This window comes from Paenibacillus turpanensis (genome assembly GCF_011421635.1).
GTDB classification, from domain to species: Bacteria; Bacillota; Bacilli; order Paenibacillales; family YIM-B00363; genus Paenibacillus_AK; species Paenibacillus_AK turpanensis.
In genome coordinates this window covers 42,280-59,669 of the sequence record NZ_WTLI01000008.1, presented here as the reverse complement: position 1 = coordinate 59,669, position 17,390 = coordinate 42,280, and the positions used below count along the sequence as shown (strand labels likewise).

General features: G+C 49.4%; 17 protein-coding genes and 1 pseudogene. 3 read left to right on the top strand and 15 right to left on the bottom strand.

What is annotated here, in order from left to right; all coding sequences use genetic code 11:
- Positions 1–18 precede the first annotated feature (18 nt).
- Positions 19–495 (bottom strand): SprT family protein, encoded by a 477-nt coding sequence (locus GQS10_RS08985; protein ID WP_166241208.1) that lies wholly within the window; start codon positions 493–495, stop codon positions 19–21.
- Between the two features lie 89 nt (positions 496–584).
- On the opposite strand from GQS10_RS08985, the gene GQS10_RS08980 reads away from it, so the two are divergent.
- Both GQS10_RS08980 and cmpA read left to right on the top strand, forming a co-directional pair.
- Complete coding sequence (locus GQS10_RS08980) at positions 585–944, top strand: hydrolase/acyltransferase (protein WP_166241206.1); 360 nt, start codon at positions 585–587, stop codon at positions 942–944.
- Between the two features lie 91 nt (positions 945–1,035).
- Entirely contained in the window at positions 1,036–1,179 is a 144-nt protein-coding gene (gene cmpA, locus GQS10_RS08975; protein ID WP_166241204.1) for a cortex morphogenetic protein CmpA, read from the top strand.
- A gap of 61 nt (positions 1,180–1,240) precedes the next feature.
- Here the strand turns inward: cmpA and GQS10_RS08970 are convergent, their stop codons facing one another.
- The 6 genes from GQS10_RS08970 to GQS10_RS08945 all read right to left on the bottom strand — a co-directional run bounded on the left by GQS10_RS08970 (position 1,241) and on the right by GQS10_RS08945 (position 11,476).
- Positions 1,241–5,467, bottom strand: a complete 4,227-nt coding sequence (locus GQS10_RS08970; RefSeq protein ID WP_166241202.1) for a fibronectin type III domain-containing protein — start codon at positions 5,465–5,467, stop codon at positions 1,241–1,243.
- A gap of 208 nt (positions 5,468–5,675) precedes the next feature.
- Entirely contained in the window at positions 5,676–7,922 is a 2,247-nt protein-coding gene (locus GQS10_RS08965) for a Tex family protein (RefSeq protein ID WP_166241200.1), read from the bottom strand.
- Positions 7,923–8,011: 89 nt separating this feature from the next.
- Positions 8,012–8,362: a type II toxin-antitoxin system PemK/MazF family toxin gene (locus tag GQS10_RS08960; RefSeq protein ID WP_166241198.1), complete on the bottom strand. Its 351-nt coding sequence runs from the start codon at positions 8,360–8,362 to the stop codon at positions 8,012–8,014.
- Between the two features lie 3 nt (positions 8,363–8,365).
- Positions 8,366–8,617 carry a CopG family ribbon-helix-helix protein gene (locus tag GQS10_RS08955; RefSeq protein ID WP_166241451.1) on the bottom strand — a complete coding sequence of 84 codons (252 nt, stop codon included), beginning with the start codon at positions 8,615–8,617 and terminating at the stop codon, positions 8,366–8,368.
- A gap of 241 nt (positions 8,618–8,858) precedes the next feature.
- On the bottom strand, positions 8,859–10,046 hold the full coding sequence (gene alr / locus GQS10_RS08950) for an alanine racemase (RefSeq protein ID WP_166241196.1): 1,188 nt from the start codon (positions 10,044–10,046) through the stop codon (positions 8,859–8,861).
- 86 nt (positions 10,047–10,132) lie between these two features.
- On the bottom strand, positions 10,133–11,476 hold the full coding sequence (locus tag GQS10_RS08945; RefSeq protein WP_166241194.1) for an outer membrane lipoprotein-sorting protein: 1,344 nt from the start codon (positions 11,474–11,476) through the stop codon (positions 10,133–10,135).
- Between the two features lie 383 nt (positions 11,477–11,859).
- Between GQS10_RS08945 and GQS10_RS08940 the strand changes: the two genes are divergently transcribed.
- Positions 11,860–12,060: a hypothetical protein gene (locus GQS10_RS08940; RefSeq protein WP_166241192.1), complete on the top strand. Its 201-nt coding sequence runs from the start codon at positions 11,860–11,862 to the stop codon at positions 12,058–12,060.
- Positions 12,061–12,103: 43 nt separating this feature from the next.
- On the opposite strand, the gene GQS10_RS08935 is transcribed toward GQS10_RS08940, so the two are convergent.
- The 8 genes and pseudogenes from GQS10_RS08935 to GQS10_RS23785 all read right to left on the bottom strand — a co-directional run bounded on the left by GQS10_RS08935 (position 12,104) and on the right by GQS10_RS23785 (position 17,367).
- Entirely contained in the window at positions 12,104–12,751 is a 648-nt protein-coding gene (locus GQS10_RS08935; RefSeq protein WP_243735064.1) for a YdcF family protein, read from the bottom strand.
- Positions 12,752–12,904: 153 nt separating this feature from the next.
- Positions 12,905–13,036, bottom strand: coding sequence for a hypothetical protein (locus GQS10_RS23470; protein WP_279537956.1), 132 nt, complete (start codon positions 13,034–13,036; stop codon positions 12,905–12,907).
- Positions 13,037–13,128: 92 nt separating this feature from the next.
- Entirely contained in the window at positions 13,129–13,773 is a 645-nt protein-coding gene (gene cysC / locus GQS10_RS08930; RefSeq protein ID WP_243735062.1) for an adenylyl-sulfate kinase, read from the bottom strand.
- A gap of 85 nt (positions 13,774–13,858) precedes the next feature.
- Positions 13,859–14,719, bottom strand: a complete 861-nt coding sequence (rfbD, locus tag GQS10_RS08925) for a dTDP-4-dehydrorhamnose reductase (RefSeq protein ID WP_166241190.1) — start codon at positions 14,717–14,719, stop codon at positions 13,859–13,861.
- A gap of 2 nt (positions 14,720–14,721) precedes the next feature.
- Positions 14,722–15,741: a dTDP-glucose 4,6-dehydratase gene (rfbB, locus tag GQS10_RS08920; RefSeq protein ID WP_166241188.1), complete on the bottom strand. Its 1,020-nt coding sequence runs from the start codon at positions 15,739–15,741 to the stop codon at positions 14,722–14,724.
- A 21-nt stretch (positions 15,742–15,762) separates the two neighbouring features.
- Positions 15,763–16,308 carry a dTDP-4-dehydrorhamnose 3,5-epimerase gene (rfbC, locus tag GQS10_RS08915; RefSeq protein ID WP_166241186.1) on the bottom strand — a complete coding sequence of 182 codons (546 nt, stop codon included), beginning with the start codon at positions 16,306–16,308 and terminating at the stop codon, positions 15,763–15,765.
- Between the two features lie 259 nt (positions 16,309–16,567).
- Positions 16,568–16,754 (bottom strand): annotated as a pseudogene (locus GQS10_RS23110) (GDP-mannose 4,6-dehydratase); the annotation flags it as partial.
- Between the two features lie 454 nt (positions 16,755–17,208).
- Entirely contained in the window at positions 17,209–17,367 is a 159-nt protein-coding gene (locus tag GQS10_RS23785; RefSeq protein WP_424991781.1) for a dTDP-4-dehydrorhamnose 3,5-epimerase family protein, read from the bottom strand.
- Positions 17,368–17,390: the final 23 nt, after the last annotated feature.

Genomic DNA, 17,390 nt, shown 5'->3' with positions numbered 1-17,390 from the left:
AAGACAAGTAATAATGTATCACTTTTTCTCCAAGGAGTCAAGAGTTTGGAGCCGTAATGGGCCCCTACAGCGACCGCACAAATATTTCCTCGGGTCTACTTTGCGCTTACGCAAATACTCCATTGAACAGGCTGTGCATTGAAGCTTATATTTATACGACTGTGTCTTTCTCGTTACTCCGGGGAGGGATTTACAAAAACGTGTCCCTCCTACCTTCGCCAGCAGCTCGCGGAATTCCGGGTCTCGATGCTTGTACCCTCTGCGCTGCAAATGAAGATGGTAATGACACAGCTCGTGCTTAATAATTTTTTCCGTTTCTTCCGCCCCGTATGCATCATAATATTTCCTGCTGATTTCAATGTGGTGGGTCCCCGTAAAATAACGTCCGCCCGTTGAGCTTAATCTGCCGTTGAATTTTGCCTCATGGGTGAATGGCCAGCCGAAGCTTTGTAAGGATACGTTCTCCACCCAAGCTTGTAGCTGCTTGTCGTTCATGCGCCGCCTCCGTTTCTTACTTGAATTGTAACTCGGGCCTGCGATAAACTGTCAAGTAGAATGTTATACGTTAAAGGAGCCCTTTATTCATGTTTACAACAAAAACATGTATTTTGCAGCAAGGCGAACGCCTTCTGTTTGTCGAAATGCCGGAAACCCATGCCTATCAGCTTACCGCCCTGCTTCACCGCCTTCATAAAGAAGTCGGCAAGCTTACTGCTGGAGGCGTTCCTGAGGTCCCTGTTCCGGTGGCTGAATGCAGCGATCTCGAGCTTTCCGATCCCGCCTACTCGGTTTCTACAGGCCTGGATTTCGTCGGTTCACTGGAAAAATCGTTTTCTTCCCTTCAAGAAAACAACTATCCGCTTATTTCTTTGTTAACCGAGATTCGAGCCCTTGAAGCACAGCTGGAGCAGTGGTACGAGGAATACGAGGAAGAAATGTTATAACAAACCTTTGACGGACCTGCACCCCAAGCGAGGCACTGCCATATGATAAGGTAACCATACGGTTAGTCGCCTAGGAAAGGGGCTGGTTTCAATGCCAAACTGGTTGCGTACACAGCTTATGCGCGCCTTCCTGACTAAAAACCGCAGACAGATTCGCCTACTTAATGATTGCTGGTATTTTTACCGCGACAAGCAAGGCGGAAAAACCGCCGAGAAAAAAACGACTTCACACTAAAATAAACCCTGCTAACCAACAAGTGGTAAGCAGGGTTTATTGTTTAGATTTCTCCTGTTGACTACGGAGCGGTAAACGTCACCGGAGTAATGGTCTGTAAGTACATTTCCATTTCTTCGACCGTTAACGGTTCACCGGCAAACATCGGATTAAATAAAGCGAATTCCAAGAAATACGCCATATTTACTTCTCCATTGCGTTCAATCGCCGCTTTGTAGGTAGAAAGCACCTGTTCCTTCGAAGCTGCGTCGACGAACTGTGGCGTGAATTCCACTGCCCATTTTCCATTCGTCAAACGGGCAACAACTAAAGTTTCAGTCGGTGCGTAGGTAGTCCCGTTATCTAGTGTAATTTTGCCGCTCTTTGTGCCGGCAGTGATGTTCACTTGTTTGAGCAGAACGCTGCCGCTAGTGTTCGGATCACCTTTAAACACTGCGAAGGTGCCGCCTTCAGGCTGAACAACCGTCCAACGGATCGTGCCGCCGATTTGACCGGCTTGCGGGTTGATGTCATTGAACAAATACTCCGGTCTTAAAGTAGAGAACTGCTCTGTTGGATTATCCGTACTTACATAGCCGTACACGTCCGTCGCGTAAATCATGGCCTTATAGCTTTGATTTGGCTGGAGCCCCGTAACTGTATACGTATAGGCTGCACCCGTAACCGTCGGCTCAATAGGAAGCAGTTGTCCTCCATTCAGGGAAAGCCAATAGCCGCTAATGCCGTCCGGATCGTTCGCCCCCTCCCACGTAAGGGTAGCACCGCTCGTTGTAATCCCCGATACTGTCAGCAGCTTACTGCCAAAAACAGGAGCTGTCGAAATCGGACCTCCACCCGTCGAATCGGCAGGGGTGTTGAATGAATTACTCGGTCCCACAAGGCTGTACTGCCCTTTCGTGCTCACTGCGCTGACTGCTACCTTGTAGCTTTGACCCGGTATTAACCCAATTAAATCATAAGTAAGGGTATTTCCCGAAGCATAGGGTTCAATCGGTACTGGCGTTTGTCCGTTGATCGAAAGCAGATAGCCTGCGATGCCGTAGCTGTCCAAAGCAGACGTCCACGATAATGTTGCATGATTATAGGTTATATTTGTTACCGTTAGGTCCAGTGAAGAAAACCCAGGCCGAGTCAAGCGATTCACACGAAACTTATAGGTACTGACTTCGGCTTCACCGTCCACAAAGGCCTCGATTTGGAAATCCGTTTGACCATATTGCAGCGGGGCATCGTAGACGGCCCCTGTAACAGTGGCACCATTGATTTTCCACTGCGCATCCATTCGATTCAGTTGAACGCTGATCGGCAGTAATTGTTGATCAGGTGCAACATCGAACTCTTGAATCGTATGAGGATCAAGGGTAAGGTCGTTCCCGTTCACCGAGACCTCCGTAAAGTTAGGCGCAGATGGTGTCGCGACTTGTTTCGTCGCCGGAAGGCTGTACTGACCATCCGCATTGCGAGAGTATACCGCGAGCTTCTGCCCCGCTTGCAGAAGCGTATTGTCCGGGATCTGCAGGCTGTACACCGGAGCCCCATAATCAAACGAGTCAATGGAGACTGCTGCGAACAGAGGAACGAATACCGGCAACGTCATACTTGCAATATAGCTGACCGGCTGGCCCGCCTCGTCCAATAAGAGAACGTCAAATCCCGTAGGCTCTTCTGTTGCAGAAGAGGACAATGTCCATTGCAGCTGTCCGCCGAATTCACCTTCATCGGGATCCGTATTCGTCCAATTTATTATATCCGGAATAGGCAGGCTGTTGTCCGTTGTAATGGTAGGCAGCGGCCCCGCCGTGCGGATATCCACAGACTGAACATAAGAATGCGTATTATAAATGTCCCCTTGAGCATTTTCAATACCAAGAACATATTCGTTCATCGGGTAATTCGTTGTCATCCCGAACAAATCAATCCGATACTCTGCAGATCCGTTCGCAGGTGTTCGATGAACAATAAGTCCATCCCCATAACCGGCTGTCAATAATACATAGTTTGCAATTCCGGCCTCATTTTCCGGCTTCGACCATTGAAACGTCCCCGTAATGTCACCGGCGGCCGGATTCGTATCCGTAAAAGTGAACTTTCCCGGAACGGAAACCGGTTCATCAAAGACGGGAACGGTACGCGCCGTTTTTACGGCGTCCATGTACATGCGCAGCGCAGCAGCTCCTTGCGGGATTTCAGTCCCCAGCGGGATTTCTGCATCCATGAAGAAGCAAAGTCCGCCTTCCCCTGCTGAGCAGGTAGCTGCCGAAGCAACCGGCGGCAAATCACTGCCGTCCGCTGCCTTGACTAGATTGCCCGCGCTGTCTTCCCAATAAAATAAATATTGGGAATAAGCGTCATCCCCCATTTCCGGCGGCATCCATGACAATGTTCCTTGTAGGTAACCGCTTCTGAGGTCAGTGTCGTCCAAAAAATCAATCTCATGCGGTTGTTCGGCAGGCGCCAGCTTCTGATTCTTCATCATTAAGCTGCCGTCCAGCAGTGTGATGGACTTCGTTATTTCGCTATATCCCTGCTCGTAAATTCCAATATCATAATGACCGGGATAAAGATCTGAAAACATCGCAACCCCATTGGAATCGGCTGTTGCGTACCTTGTTTCATCAAGCAATGCACTGCTTAAGCTTACCGTTGTGCCAGCCGCGGGCACCCATGCATCGTTAACCAGCTTTTGTACCGGGATCGAGATGGAGGATACCGGTGCGTAGATGGAATACCCTTTCCCTCCATTGTTTAAAATGTAAGGTTCAGACAAGACAGGCACAGTCCCTTTGGTATCCCGGTTGTAAAGCCGAATTTCATAGGTGCCGGGTTGAAGTGTTTCGTAAAAATCAACAGATTGTTCACCGGAGCGATGATAATAATCGACCGAGCTTTTCACCACTACAGCGTTCGGGTCATTGCTGCCCAGCGGCCACACCTCTACTAGAACTGAATCCACGTAAGTGTAATCCGGCTGCGTAACAGAAATAGAGAACGATGTATGATTATATATAGACGCCCTCGCATGCAGCGGCTTCTTCATACTTGTATCATAGGCTGCTTGCAGCTGCGGCAGTTTGGCCGGAGGATAGTAATAGTCATCTACAAACATCTTGGGGATAACCAAACCGTAGTAGCTTGAGCTATCGTCGGAATTGCTTCCCCAGCCGTACATTCCGTCGGATTTCAGCGCATATTTGCGGTTTGGTGCAGCAAACAGCTCTGTAATCCCTGATTCATCACTGTAATTGGAGGAACGGAATAAAGCGTGATTGCCCGCCTCCAGCAACGTACCGTCCTGCAGCAGCGCAATCGTTGGCGCCGCACTTTCCGGCGTTGCCACGATCGTTTTCACAGTTTTACCAGCTAGGCTATCGATAAGCGTTGGCGTTAAAATGTCGTCGCCGACATGGTCTCCGTTCTCGTTTTTGTAAAAGCCCAGCTCACTCGTTTCATTGTAACCCCAGCCGTACACTCCGGCAGACGTTATTGCAAACGAAGTGTTCAGTCCTTTCCCTGCGGCAATCTCCTGCACGTTCGTAAGACCGTCAAGCAGAGCAGGAAACTTCGTGTCGGCAGCCGTATCGTTGCCGACTTGCCCATCGGTATTATCGCCCCAGGCCCAGACCCGTCCGTCGACGGTTTGCGCCAGTACGTAATCGTCTCCGGCTGCTGCCTTCAAAATCCCTGTCAACGGAGTCCCAGCAGACAGCATCACTTCGGCCGGAGCAGCGGACGCTAACACATCCTTTTGCCCTAATGCGAAGCTTGCCGAGGTGCCTACGGTATATACCCGCCCGCCGCTCGTTCCGGCATCTTCTACGAACACGCCGAACGTGCTCCCTGCGGTAATGGATGCGATCGGTGGCAACGTATCGAACACCATCGGGGTTGCCGAGACCAACGTCCCCGTTGTCGCAGGGTCCATCGCTCCCCAAAACCACACCTTCCCCTGCGTGTCCAAAGCAAGAGTGAAGCTCTCACCGGCGGCAATTTGCTTTATACCTGGCAGCCCCGGCACTTGATGCGGCACTCGGTTGTCATATGGGGTTGTACCAGTATCGGGTATACCAAGCTGTCCATATTCCTTTAATCCCCATGCCCAAACTGTCCCGTCCGCATGCAAGGCGGTTGTAAACGTTTCGCCCCCGGCCACTTCGACAATGGAGTTATTCGTCTCCGTCGCTTTGGCCGGTGCTGCAACGGACCATGCCGCCCCCATGGCCAGCAAAGCAATTGAGGCCAGCTTTAAGGAACGAAGCATCCACGGCCTCTTTGTTTTCCCCTTCGACAACAAACGTCAATCCTCCCTAAACTCCCATTTAATTATCTACCTTCTATTCTAAGTTCTTCCTATCAATCCGTCTATGAAAATAGTTCAATTGGTTCAAAAATTCACAGAAATTATCGTAGACCATTTTTCACAGTTTATTTAACAATAAAAAGCCGTATGCCTCGAAGGACATACGGCTTTTCCACTAACCAAGCTAATGGAATCCAAGCTAGGACTGCTCCTGACTTCGCATCGTCAAGGAAACGCGTCCCTTCTTGTGATCGACCTCCAGCACGCGCACCGTGACGATATCTCCTACTGCTACGACATCAAGCGGGTGCTTTACAAAGCGGTCCGCCAGCTGGGAAATATGGACCAGCCCATCGTTCTTTACGCCGATATCGACAAACACTCCGAAATCGACCACGTTCCGGACGGTGCCCTGCAGCTCCATACCCGGCACGAGATCCTCAAGCGAGAGCACATCCGTGCGCAGGATCGGCGGCGGCAGCTCGTCGCGCGGATCACGCCCTGGACGCTGCAGCGCGTCCAGGATGTCGCGCAGCGTCGGTACGCCGACACCTAGCTGCGGCGCAATCGTTTCCGCATCCAGCGACCGCAGCTTCGCGTTCAGCTCTGCCGAACCGATGGCCGACAGCTCCAGCCGCAGCTGCTTAAAGAGCTTGTCCACCACGCCGTAGGATTCCGGGTGGATCGGCGTGTTGTCCAGCGGATTCGCCGCCTCGCGAATGCGCAGGAAGCCGACGCACTGTTCAAACGTCTTCGCACCGAGGCGAGGGACCTTCTTCACCTGGCTGCGATCGGTGAATTTGCCGTTCTCTTCCCGGTATTTCACAATATTTTTCGCCGTTGTGGCATTCACGCCGGACACATAAGAGAGCAGCGAGGGTGAGGCCGTGTTCAAATCGACGCCAACATGGTTTACCGCCGACTCGACCACGCCGCCCAGCGATTCCTCCAGCCGCTTCGACGCGACATCATGCTGGTATTGACCGACCCCGATCGACTTCGGGTCGATCTTCACCAGTTCCGCAAGCGGATCCTGCAGACGGCGGGCAATGGATACCGCGCTCCGCTCGGCAACGTCAAAATCAGGAAACTCCTCCGCCGCCAGCTTCGATGCGGAGTACACACTCGCCCCCGCCTCATTCACAATGAGGTACTGCAGCTCATGCTTGCCCTTCAGCTTCGCGATGAGCCCGGCGATGAACGCTTCCGTTTCCCGCGAAGCCGTCCCGTTGCCGATCACGATTAAGCTGATCTTATGCTTTTCAATGAATCGTGTGATCGTTGCTTCGGCTTCCGCAACCTTATTATTCGGCGGTGTCGGATAGGTCACCGCAATATCGAGCACCTTGCCCGTCTCGTCCACGACGGCCAGCTTACAGCCCGTGCGGTAGGCCGGATCGACGCCCAGCACGACATTGCCCTTGATCGGCGGCTGCAGCAGCAGATTCCGCAAATTCGCCGCAAAAATGCCGATGGCGTGCTCCTCCGCCTTCTCGGTCAGCTCGCCGCGCAGCTCGCGTTCAATCGAAGGCGCGATCAGCCGCTTGTAGCCGTCGGCGATCGCCGCTGCAATCGGCTCCTGCGCCACCGTATCGCGATTCCGCAGCACTTGGCGGGAGATATACTCCAAGATGCGCTCCGGCTGCTGCACCTCCAGCGTCACCTTGAGCACCTCCTCCCGCTCCCCGCGGTTGATCGCGAGCGTCCGGTGCGGCGGAAGGCGCTTCATCGGCTCCGAATAGGCGTAGTACATTTCGTAGACCGATTCCTGCTGCGCGTCCTTCGCTTCTGTAACCACCAGCGCATTGTCCCATGTATAGCGGCGCACCCAAGCGCGAATTTTTGCGTCGTCCGCTACATGCTCCGCAATGATATCCATCGCTCCCTGCAACGCATCCTCCGCCGTAGGGACGCCCTTCTCGGCATCTACATAGCGTCCGGCCTGTTCAACCGGATCTCCGCTCCTCGGCAGGGAGAGCAGCCACTCGGCCAAAGGCTCGAGCCCTCTCTCCTTCGCCACACTCGCACGCGTTTTCCGCTTTTGGCGGTACGGCCGGTACAAGTCCTCCACATCCTGAAGCTTGCCCGCTGCCGTAATCGAAGCACGAAGCTCGTCCGTCAGCTTGCCCTGCTCGTCAATTAAGCGGATGACCTCCGCCTTCCGGTCTTCAAGCCCTCGCAAATACCGCAGACGCTCGTCCAAATCGCGAAGCTGATTTTCGTCGAGCTCTCCTGTCATCTCTTTCCGGTAGCGTGCGATAAACGGGATCGTATTACCTTCGTCAAGCAGACCGACCGTCGTCGTCACCTGCTTCATGCTGATGCCGAGCTCTTCTGTCAGCTGCTTCAAAATTCGGGCATTGCGCTCCTTTTGCACCTGCTCATTGTTTTCCGGCACTCCGTCTGCAGCACCCGTCTTCCCTTTTTGCTGTGTATCGTCGCTCATGCCCTCTTCTCCTCCATTAACCTTTTTCCCATAACAGCAAAAAAAACGAGGACTGATCGCCCTCGCCCCGTGCCGCGTTTGTATGTAAGTTAAAAGTCAATGAGTCCCACACTAATTTGCAGCGCGTCATCGACCTTTTGCATCGTATCTTCATCGAGATGGGTGATTTTATCGGTTAGCCTTTGCTTATCTATGGTGCGGATCTGCTCCAGCAGGATAACCGAATCGCGGTCGAAGCCATGCGATTCCGCGTCGATTTCGACATGAGTTGGCAGCTTCGCTTTCTGAATCTGGGCCGTAATGGCCGCTACAATAACCGTTGGGCTAAACCGATTACCGATGTCGTTCTGGATGACGAGTACGGGCCGAACGCCTCCTTGCTCTGAACCGACCACAGGGGACAGGTCTGCAAAAAACACATCGCCACGCTTAACGATCAACGGCTACACCCCGCTAACTAAGCGGTCTAACGTGTCATCAGCCTCTTCTTCAGCTAAAAATGCTTCAGACGCCATCCCTAAGTTGATTTTTGCCATCTCCATATAGCCTCGCTGCATGGATTCGCGAAGATGACGTTTTTTACGCTCGACCAAATACAGCTTCATGGCCTGACGGATAAATTCGCTGCGATTGGAATTTTCCTTCTCCACGATACCGTCCACCTCACGAAGCAAGTGGTCAGGCAAGCTGATCATGATCCTTTTCGTATTATGCGCGTTAGTAGACACCGATCGTGCACCCCCAAAACGTTCCCATCATTACTACCATTATGGCGAAGTTGAAGCAATTTTATACAAAAGGATGTATATGCTCGCAGTATAGCAGTTATGAACATATTAATTCGCGCTTTGAGGCGAATATCCTTTTGAAGCTTCCGAAAATGTTGCAGGTAAAATATTGTAAAGACAATCCTATCCTTGCGACTGCGAGCCAACGCTAATCCATAAACGGATTATGGATCGAATTCACCTGTCCGTTCTTAATAAACACACGCGGGACCCGGCTTGAAATCATACAGGTTACCTCGTAATTGATCGTTCCCAGATGACCCGCGATCTCCTCTGCAGAGATACGCTCCCCGCCCTGTTGTCCCAGAAGAACAACTTCATCGCCTGCTTTGACTTGATCGCAGTCCTCCTCTGCAATTCGCACCATGCATTGATCCATGCAAATGCGTCCGACGACCGGCGTACGTTTGCCGTTCACCAGCACCTGCGCTTTGCCTGAGAGCATCCGGCTGTAACCGTCCGCGTACCCGATCGGCAGCGTGCCTATCGTTTCTTCCCGCTCCGTCGTGTAGATAGTACCGTAGGAGATGCCTGTGCCCGCTGCAACGCGTTTCACATGCACCAGCCCGGTTTTCAGGCTCATCACCGGCATAAGATTGACTTTGGTGCCGTCAACCTCTTCCGAAGGATACAATCCATACATACTTATGCCAAGACGAAGCATATTCCCCGAAAGCTCGGGAGTATCAATTCCCGCCGCACTGTTGCCAATATGGACAATCGGCGGCTCGATGCCCCGCTGCGCGAGCTGCTCGCGAATTCGCTGAAAGCGCTCGTGCTGGGCGATTGTGTACGTCTTATCGGTTTCATCCGCGCAAGCATAGTGGGTGTATAGGCCCTCCAGCTGCACGCCGGGGAGTGCCGAGATCCGCAAAGCGGCTTCCACCGCTTCTCGCTCCTCTGTCAGGCCAATGCGGCCCATCCCCGAATCAATCTTCAAATGAAGCTTTAACGGCCGGTTCCGGCGGCAAGCTTCGGTCGCGGTTAAGGATTCCAGCTTGGTCAGCACCTCCGGACTGAACACGGTTAGTGCAATATCATGCTCCCAAGCCGGTTCAACTCCTTCGGGCGGCGTATAGCCGAGAACAAGCACCGGCGCGGTTATCCCACGCCGGCGCAGTTCTATCGCTTCATCGAGAAAGGCTACGGCGATGTAATCTACACCGCAGGAAGCAGCCTCCTCAGCGATTTCCGTTAAGCCGTGGCCGTACGCGTTCGCCTTCACCACGCTCATGAGCTTGATTTCCGGAGGCAGCACCCGGCGGAATTCCGCAAGGTTATGCCTCAGAGCATCAAGTGAAATTTCTGCACGAGTATAGCGGTAATACGGCTGCACGACTCTCCACCCTCTTCTAACATATCCATTATGTTAACCGCTCGGCCGCTATCTGTCAACGAAATTACCACCAGTTTCCAACCGTCTTATTTGCCTAATTCACCTGCGGTCGAACGAGCGATCTTAATCATTTCTTCCTTTGTTAAGTCGCTGGAAGACAAGCGGAATTCCACGCCTTCATTCGTCCAGTGCAGCGTCTTTTGCTTGTCGCCGAGCAAGATGCCATTGGTAAAGCCGAGCTCTACGACATCAACAAGAGAACCGGTTTCCGCTGTGACCGTCTTTTCGGTTGGACGGGATTCCATCAATGTGTAATTATATTCACCCGAGTAACGAAGCAGTACTGCATTCAGATCGCCCAGCTTCATATCGGACATGCTTTGCTGCTTCACACCAGCCGGGGTGTAGGAAGGCTCGATTACGCCGAAGCCTTCGTTTTGCTTGTCGGCTGCTGCCGTTTCTGTTGGAGCGGCGGCTGTTGGCTCAGCCTTTTCTTCCGCTGCACCATCGGTTTCAGATGCGCCAGAATCATCAACTGCTTCAGGAGCGTCGGTTTTTCCATTTGGCTCCGACTGCTGGCTTTGTTCCGTCGTTGCCTTGCCTTGTTCCTCTGTTTTCGACTGTGTCGTTTCCTGATTGGCTTCCTCGTTCGCTGCCTTTTCCTGCTTTGGCGCCTCGTTGCTGTTCGCCTTCTCTTGTTTTGAAGCGGCATCTGTAGTCGCTTTTGAGCCATGCTCATGCGCCGGCGTTTCCTGCAGCTTTCCTTGAGCCATCGTCGGGAGAGACTTCATTTCGTAGCTCGTCATGTTGCGCTCCATGTCGAAGTAGTCCTTCTCAAACTTATGGCCAAAATTAAACTGCTCGAAATCCACAGAAACCAGCACGTTCGCATTTTCATCGGATACTTCTACCTTGCTCGGACTGTAGTCTTTTTTGTTCAACCAAATCTTCTGACGAGCAAGCGAGCCGCTCTTGTAGTTCGCCTCCACATCAAATACATATGCTTCATCCAGTTCAGTAAACTGGCGGCTGTCGTCCATCACAATGCTCTGTGCAAGCGTCTGATACAAATACACCTGACCTTGGTTTTCCGGCCAGTCGCTTTGGAAGCGGAAGCTCTTCTTCAAATGCGGTGTTAAAACGAATACACCATCATCGTTGCGCAAAATGATTTGAGTAACGTCCTTCGTGTCATTCGTTAAAGCGATGCGGTAAAAATCCGGTGCCTGATAACAAACCTCAACATTGTACACCTGCGGCTCTGCCCCTGTGTTGATTGTCATCGAACCGACACCATGGTAGCTCTCCATCTTGCTAACCGTTTTGTCGAGATCCTTCACTACACTCGCTGCGTCCTTCTTTCCACAAGCGGCCAAAATCATCGATGTGCATAGTACGATGGCCATGATTAATGCAATTCTCCGGCGCATTTCAGCATCCCCTCCAGATCAACTTGTTCAATCTGTTACCATGTCTATGAGGGACCTTGGCCAATTATGCAGACTAGCATTGACAGGCTTTCAAGATTTGAATGGGGGAAAGCCTGACTGCACATCAGTAAAAAATATTTTTTATGAACACGAGGGGATGGTATTGATAATCATTATCGATGTTGTTAAGATAGGTTTGTATATTCAGCTTAAATATCCAAAATATAGCGGATTGTAATTTTTCTTATTTTTCATAAGTTATTTGAAGGGATTTAGTTTTATTTGTCGTATTATCCAATGAATAGAAAACGTTTTCCCCTTACGGGGGATTTACCATATGTTCGTTCATATTGCTTTCCCACCAATAAAGGAGGATCGGATCTATGTACTCTTTTGGCCAAGCACTCAGCGAGAATCAGCATTTTTACGATCATCAGGAGCACCAGGTGCCGGTGCAAATTTATTTAAACGGGGAGCATGTGGACATCGGCTTTGTCACCCAAATCACAGCGAGCTATGTGCGGATTAATGATACGTTCTACCATCGCAGTATGTATACGTTCGTATCACGTCCGGGTTATTAAGGCAGTATTTAAAGTAACTGAGGGGATCGCTGCGGAATCCTGCTTAATACTTCACCCAATAATATAACAGCCTCGCCCACTCCGTTAATACCGTCTGCTGCTTTTCCGAATCCTCCCACCAGCGGTCTAAGCTGCCGTGGATCGGATCCATGGCGGTGTCATAATGCAGCTCTATTTCCGTGCCTTGAAACACCTTTTCAAAAATAAAGCTCGCACGGCGAGAATGCCACTCTGTCGTCACAACTACGGCTGACCTCCAGCCTTTCTCTTCCATTACTTCTTTTGAATAAAGCGCATTCTCGTAAGTGCTCCGGGATCGATTCTCCCAATGAATGGACTCATCCGGAATACCAAGGTGCTTCGCCAAGGCCATCATCTCCTCCCCAGTTTTCAGGCGCCAGGAAAGATCTGTGCCGTCAGAGATGATCATATTCGGAGCGATACCCTTGTGGTACAGCTCAGCTCCTTTACGGGTCCGTTCACCCAGCACCTCGCCTCCGAGTACGATGATTGCGTCCGTAGAAGAAGGCATCGTTTCATCGACGATTAAATAATCCGCCGCCCGCTGCAGCAGTGTGTGGCGCCAGAGCACCCCCGCCAAGATGCAGAGGACAATGACTCCCATTCCGATAAGGAATCCTACCGAAGCTTTCGATGAACGCCTGCTGTTGCCCATTTGTAAAAGCCTCATTCCTTTTCCCCTCTCCCTGCTTTCCTACATACTTTCTAAAGACTCTCAACTCCCGTATATAACATAAAAAGCATACCCGCTTCAATCCGGATATGCTTTCTCGGTGCCTGGTACACCTTTTCCACTATATTGATGCAAGCCCGCGAGCCGCATTTACTTCCAAATCAAATACAGGACTCCCCCGATAATTCCGGCCCAAAACAAGCCGCCAAACAAGAGCCCGTACACCATACCTCTTCCCATGGACATCGCTTCACTGCCGAAGTGCTCGTCTTGATCGATCATGCTGCCGTCCTCCAATCTTTCCCTTATAGATTAGAGTATGCGGCAAAAGTCGAAAAAGTATACACGATCTGCAGGAAACGTGTAGTCCGTTGTTACGTCACATCCACCATTTTCGTGATATACGAACGAGCCTCCAAAAACTGAATGACCTTCTGAACAGATTGCTCAATAGACAGCTTGTCCGTCTCGATCACAAGCTCCGAATGTTCTGGGGCCTCATATGGAGCTGAAATGCCGGTAAACTCCTTCAGCTCCCCTTTGCGGGCTTTAGAATACAGCCCTTTCGGGTCGCGGATCTCGCACTCTTCAATCGAGCACTTCACATAAATTTCGATGAAGTCACCTTCCGCAAAAAGCTCCCTCACCATCTGCCTGTCCGCCTGGTAAGGCGAAATAAACGCCGTCAGTACAAAAACGCCGGCGTCCACAAACAGCTTCGATACTTCGCCGATCCGGCGGATGTTTTCGGTCCGATCCTCCGGGGAAAAGCCGAGGTTCGAGTTCAAGCCGTGGCGAACGTTGTCGCCATCTAGCGTATAAGTGCGGATCCCGCGCTGGAACAGCAGCCTTTCCACTTCGATGGAAAGCGTTGACTTGCCCGATGCGGACAGCCCGGTAAACCACAGCACGCAGCTTTTATGGCCGTTCAGCGCGTTGCGGTCTTGTCTGCTGATTTTGGGTTGATGCCATGTGATATGTTTGCCCTGCATATTGATTTCTCCCTGAATCTCATTCATTTAATTTCTAGAATAGCATTATTGAATTGTAAAAGAAAATGGAGCAGCCTCTGATCGGACTGCTCCACTCAATCAATTAGAAGGACTAACCATCTACTTCCCAAGAATCTCCCAGTTCTTCCAAGAAACGCTCCAGCGCATCTTGCCATTGAGGCAGATCTTTAAAGCCATTTGTCCGAATCGACATGTGATCCATGACGGAATACCTGGGTCTTGGAGCTGGTCTAGGAAAGTCTTCCGTAGTACAAGGAGTTAATTTCACAGGCAGGCCGGTTTGACGGAAAATTTCACTTGCAAATTCGAACCAGGAACACCCTCCTGTATTAGAAGCATGATATATTCCATAGCTCTCCGATTGGATTAAGTCCCGAAGGAAATTTGATAAATCTACGGTATAGGTTGGAGAGCCGGTCTGATCCTGGACTACACTTAACTTATCGCGTTCCTGTCCCAGCTTAAGCATCGTTTTTACGAAGTTAGCTCCATGCTTCCCGTATACCCAAGAGGTTCGTACGATAAAGAAACGAGAGCATAACGTTTGAACAAGCTGTTCACCTGCACGCTTCGATTTACCATATACCCCCATTGGATTTGTGTTATCGTATTCGTTATAAGGCTTTGTACCCGTACCATCAAAAACGTAATCAGTGCTAATATAACAAAGCTTAGCTCCAACCTTTTCAGCAGCTAACGCCATATTTCTCGTCCCGTATGCATTGACAGTAAAAGCCGTGTCTTGATCGGACTCTGCTGCATCCACCGCCGTATAAGCTGCCGCGTGTACGATCACATCAGGCTTTTCACTGTCTACAACCGATAGAACCTGCTCTTGGCTGGTAATATCAAGCTGCTCCCGACTAAATCCAATCGCATCAAAGGTTTGCTTTAAAATGGGGAACAGATCCCTGCCAAGCTGGCCATTTGATCCTGTAACCAGAACCTTCATGTCTACTCCTCCAATCGTGAGCGGTATTGACGATCGTAATAGGACATGTAATCTCCGGATTTAATGTTTTTCCACCAGCTCTCATTGGATAAGTACCAAGCAACCGTTTGTTTTATGCCAGATTCGAAATCGTATTTAGGCTGCCAGCCGAGCTCCGACTTAATCTTGTTGGCGTCAATTCCATATCTTTTGTCGTGCCCAGGCCGGTCCTCCACATACTTAATAAGTGATTCTGGTTTTCTAAGTTCTGCCAAAATACGTTTTACAATGTCAATATTGGTTCTTTCATTATTTCCACCTACGTTATAGACTTCACCGGATTTCCCCTTGTGCAGCACAAGATCTATAGCAGAACAATGATCTTCAACGTACAACCAATCCCGAATGTTTAAACCGTCACCGTATACAGGCAAAGGCTGATCGTACAATGCATTCGTAATGATAAGGGGAATTAATTTTTCCGGAAAATGAAACGGCCCATAATTGTTAGAGCAACGAGTTATGTTCACGTTCATCCCGTAGGTTTCGTGGTAAGCGCGGACAAGCAAATCTCCTCCCGCTTTACTCGCCGAATATGGACTGTTTGGTGCGAGAGGAGTGGTCTCGGTAAACAGACCAGTGTCGCCTAAGGAACCGTATACTTCATCAGTTGAGATTTGAACGAATTTACTAACACCATGCTTACGAGCTGCATCCAACAGAACCTGAGTGCCAAGCACATTGGTTCGAACAAACACAGCCGGATCATGTATACTGCGGTCAACGTGAGATTCTGCAGCAAAATTTATGACAGCATCAAAATTATGCTTCGTATACAGCTCTTCGATAAACGGAGTATTTGCAATGTCTCCTTTTACAAAGGTATACTGCGGTGATTTCTCCGCCTCCTTAAGCGTCTCCAAGTTTCCTGCATACGTTAACGCATCCAAGTTTAAAATCTGGTAGCTCGGATAAGAACGGAGCATGTAGTGGACGAAGTTACTGCCAATGAACCCCGCACCGCCGGTAACTAGAATTTTCATTGTATACTCCTCCAATTGCAGTTAATCAAACAATTCCGCTTCTGAAAATAACGGATGTTTCTGATCTTTCTCGGACAATACAGCCTGGCTTAAAGGCCAATCAATACCAAGAGCCGGATCACTCCATAATATCCCACGATCATGCTCCGGCGAATAGTATTCATCCACTTTGTAGAATACTTGTGTATCAGGCACAAGTGTACAGAAACCGTGTGCAAACCCTTTTGGTACGAGCAATTGTCTTTTATTATACTCGCTCAGTATAAACCCTTGCCATTGGCCAAAGGTAGGTGAACTACGACGGATATCCAGCACGACATCGTAAATAGCACCATTTAACACACGAATTAGCTTTGTTTGAGCCTTCGGTGCTAATTGATAGTGAAGCCCCCTTAGTACCCCTGCCTGTTTTGACAAAGAATGATTATCTTGAGTGAAGTTAATATTTATCCCTAATTCTGAAAACTTCTTTTGGGTATAGCTCTCCATAAAGAATCCGCGAGAATCCTCAAATACTTTGGGCTCAATTATCATTACTTCATCCAGCCTCGAAGGAATAATATTCATTTCCTTCCCCTCCCATACACTTATTTGCTTAAATTTTGATCACGACATATATGTATCTAAAAAATCTATTTAGTGTACACAAGAAAAGGTTAGACAGCTACTTTGAGCTTCCTATACTTCCTATAGTACTCGGACTCGAAACGATCTGTAAAAAGATTCCCAATCCCAGTAGCTGTAATTTTACTATGGGGGTACTCTTTTTTCCGTGTCCACAAATATATTAACCGTCAAGCCCATTCGTTTATTTAGGGGCAAGCTATGTCGTTTCGCTAAAAAGGCCTGTTTCACCTAAAGAACCGTACACTTCATCCGCTGATATTGGTACACGTACTTATAGACACCTTACTTATAAGTCGCATCTAACAGCACTCGATCAGCCAGAACATTCGTTCTTACAAAACACCGGGATCTTGGATACTACGATTTACATGGGATTCTGCTGCGAATAATTACCCGCATAAGGTTAGTGCATCCAAATTACATATAATACACGAAAATACTGTCAATAAGTCCTGCTCCGCCGGTAACCAATAGTTTCGTCAACGTAAGCCCATTCAATTAGTCATAATATCCGCGATTATAACAACGGATAATTTAGAACTTTATCGAAATTTACCAATCATACAATCGAATAATACCAAGAGCCGGATCCATTCTTCGCATTTCAGCGAGGATGGTCCGGCGAATATTCTTTATTTTAGGGTAATAATCTAATTACGGGACCTTGCAGTACAAAATGATTTACAAGCCATGCACCTTTCCAATACAGAAAACACTTGCTTCAATATAATATATGCTGTTGGCAAAAATTGAGAACTTTCAATTCGGATATTCATTGGTATAAAAAATACCGCAAGGTATATTATCAATCGGGGCACCCAAATTATCCATGAATATATATTATTTTTTTGTATGGATTTGGAAGTGCAACCCTCTTATGACACCAACTTTTTTGGATAAAGAATTGATATCCTTAACAAATCTAATCCGAATGTTAGCTCTCATAAAATATCCACGACTATCATCAAAAATTTTTGACTCAATTAAATATGCGTCAATAAATCCTGTTTGAACTATCTTGA

Excerpts from the sequence above, each read along its gene's own strand:
- rfbB (WP_166241188.1), bottom strand. The coding sequence starts at position 15,741 with ATGAAAATTCTAGTTACCGGCGGTGCGGGGTTCATTGGCAGTAACTTC.
- cysC (WP_243735062.1), bottom strand. The coding sequence starts at position 13,773 with ATGAATGAGATTCAGGGAGAAATCAATATGCAGGGCAAACATATCACA.
- rfbC (WP_166241186.1), bottom strand. The coding sequence starts at position 16,308 with ATGAATATTATTCCTTCGAGGCTGGATGAAGTAATGATAATTGAGCCC.
- GQS10_RS08940 (WP_166241192.1), top strand. The coding sequence starts at position 11,860 with ATGTACTCTTTTGGCCAAGCACTCAGCGAGAATCAGCATTTTTACGAT.
- GQS10_RS23470 (WP_279537956.1), bottom strand. The coding sequence starts at position 13,036 with ATGATCGATCAAGACGAGCACTTCGGCAGTGAAGCGATGTCCATGGGA.
- GQS10_RS08935 (WP_243735064.1), bottom strand. The coding sequence starts at position 12,751 with ATGAGGCTTTTACAAATGGGCAACAGCAGGCGTTCATCGAAAGCTTCG.
- cmpA (WP_166241204.1), top strand. The coding sequence starts at position 1,036 with ATGCCAAACTGGTTGCGTACACAGCTTATGCGCGCCTTCCTGACTAAA.
- GQS10_RS08965 (WP_166241200.1), bottom strand. The coding sequence starts at position 7,922 with ATGAGCGACGATACACAGCAAAAAGGGAAGACGGGTGCTGCAGACGGA.
- GQS10_RS08945 (WP_166241194.1), bottom strand. The coding sequence starts at position 11,476 with ATGCGCCGGAGAATTGCATTAATCATGGCCATCGTACTATGCACATCG.
- GQS10_RS08980 (WP_166241206.1), top strand. The coding sequence starts at position 585 with ATGTTTACAACAAAAACATGTATTTTGCAGCAAGGCGAACGCCTTCTG.
- GQS10_RS08955 (WP_166241451.1), bottom strand. The coding sequence starts at position 8,617 with ATGATCAGCTTGCCTGACCACTTGCTTCGTGAGGTGGACGGTATCGTG.
- GQS10_RS08985 (WP_166241208.1), bottom strand. The coding sequence starts at position 495 with ATGAACGACAAGCAGCTACAAGCTTGGGTGGAGAACGTATCCTTACAA.
- rfbD (WP_166241190.1), bottom strand. The coding sequence starts at position 14,719 with ATGAAGGTTCTGGTTACAGGATCAAATGGCCAGCTTGGCAGGGATCTG.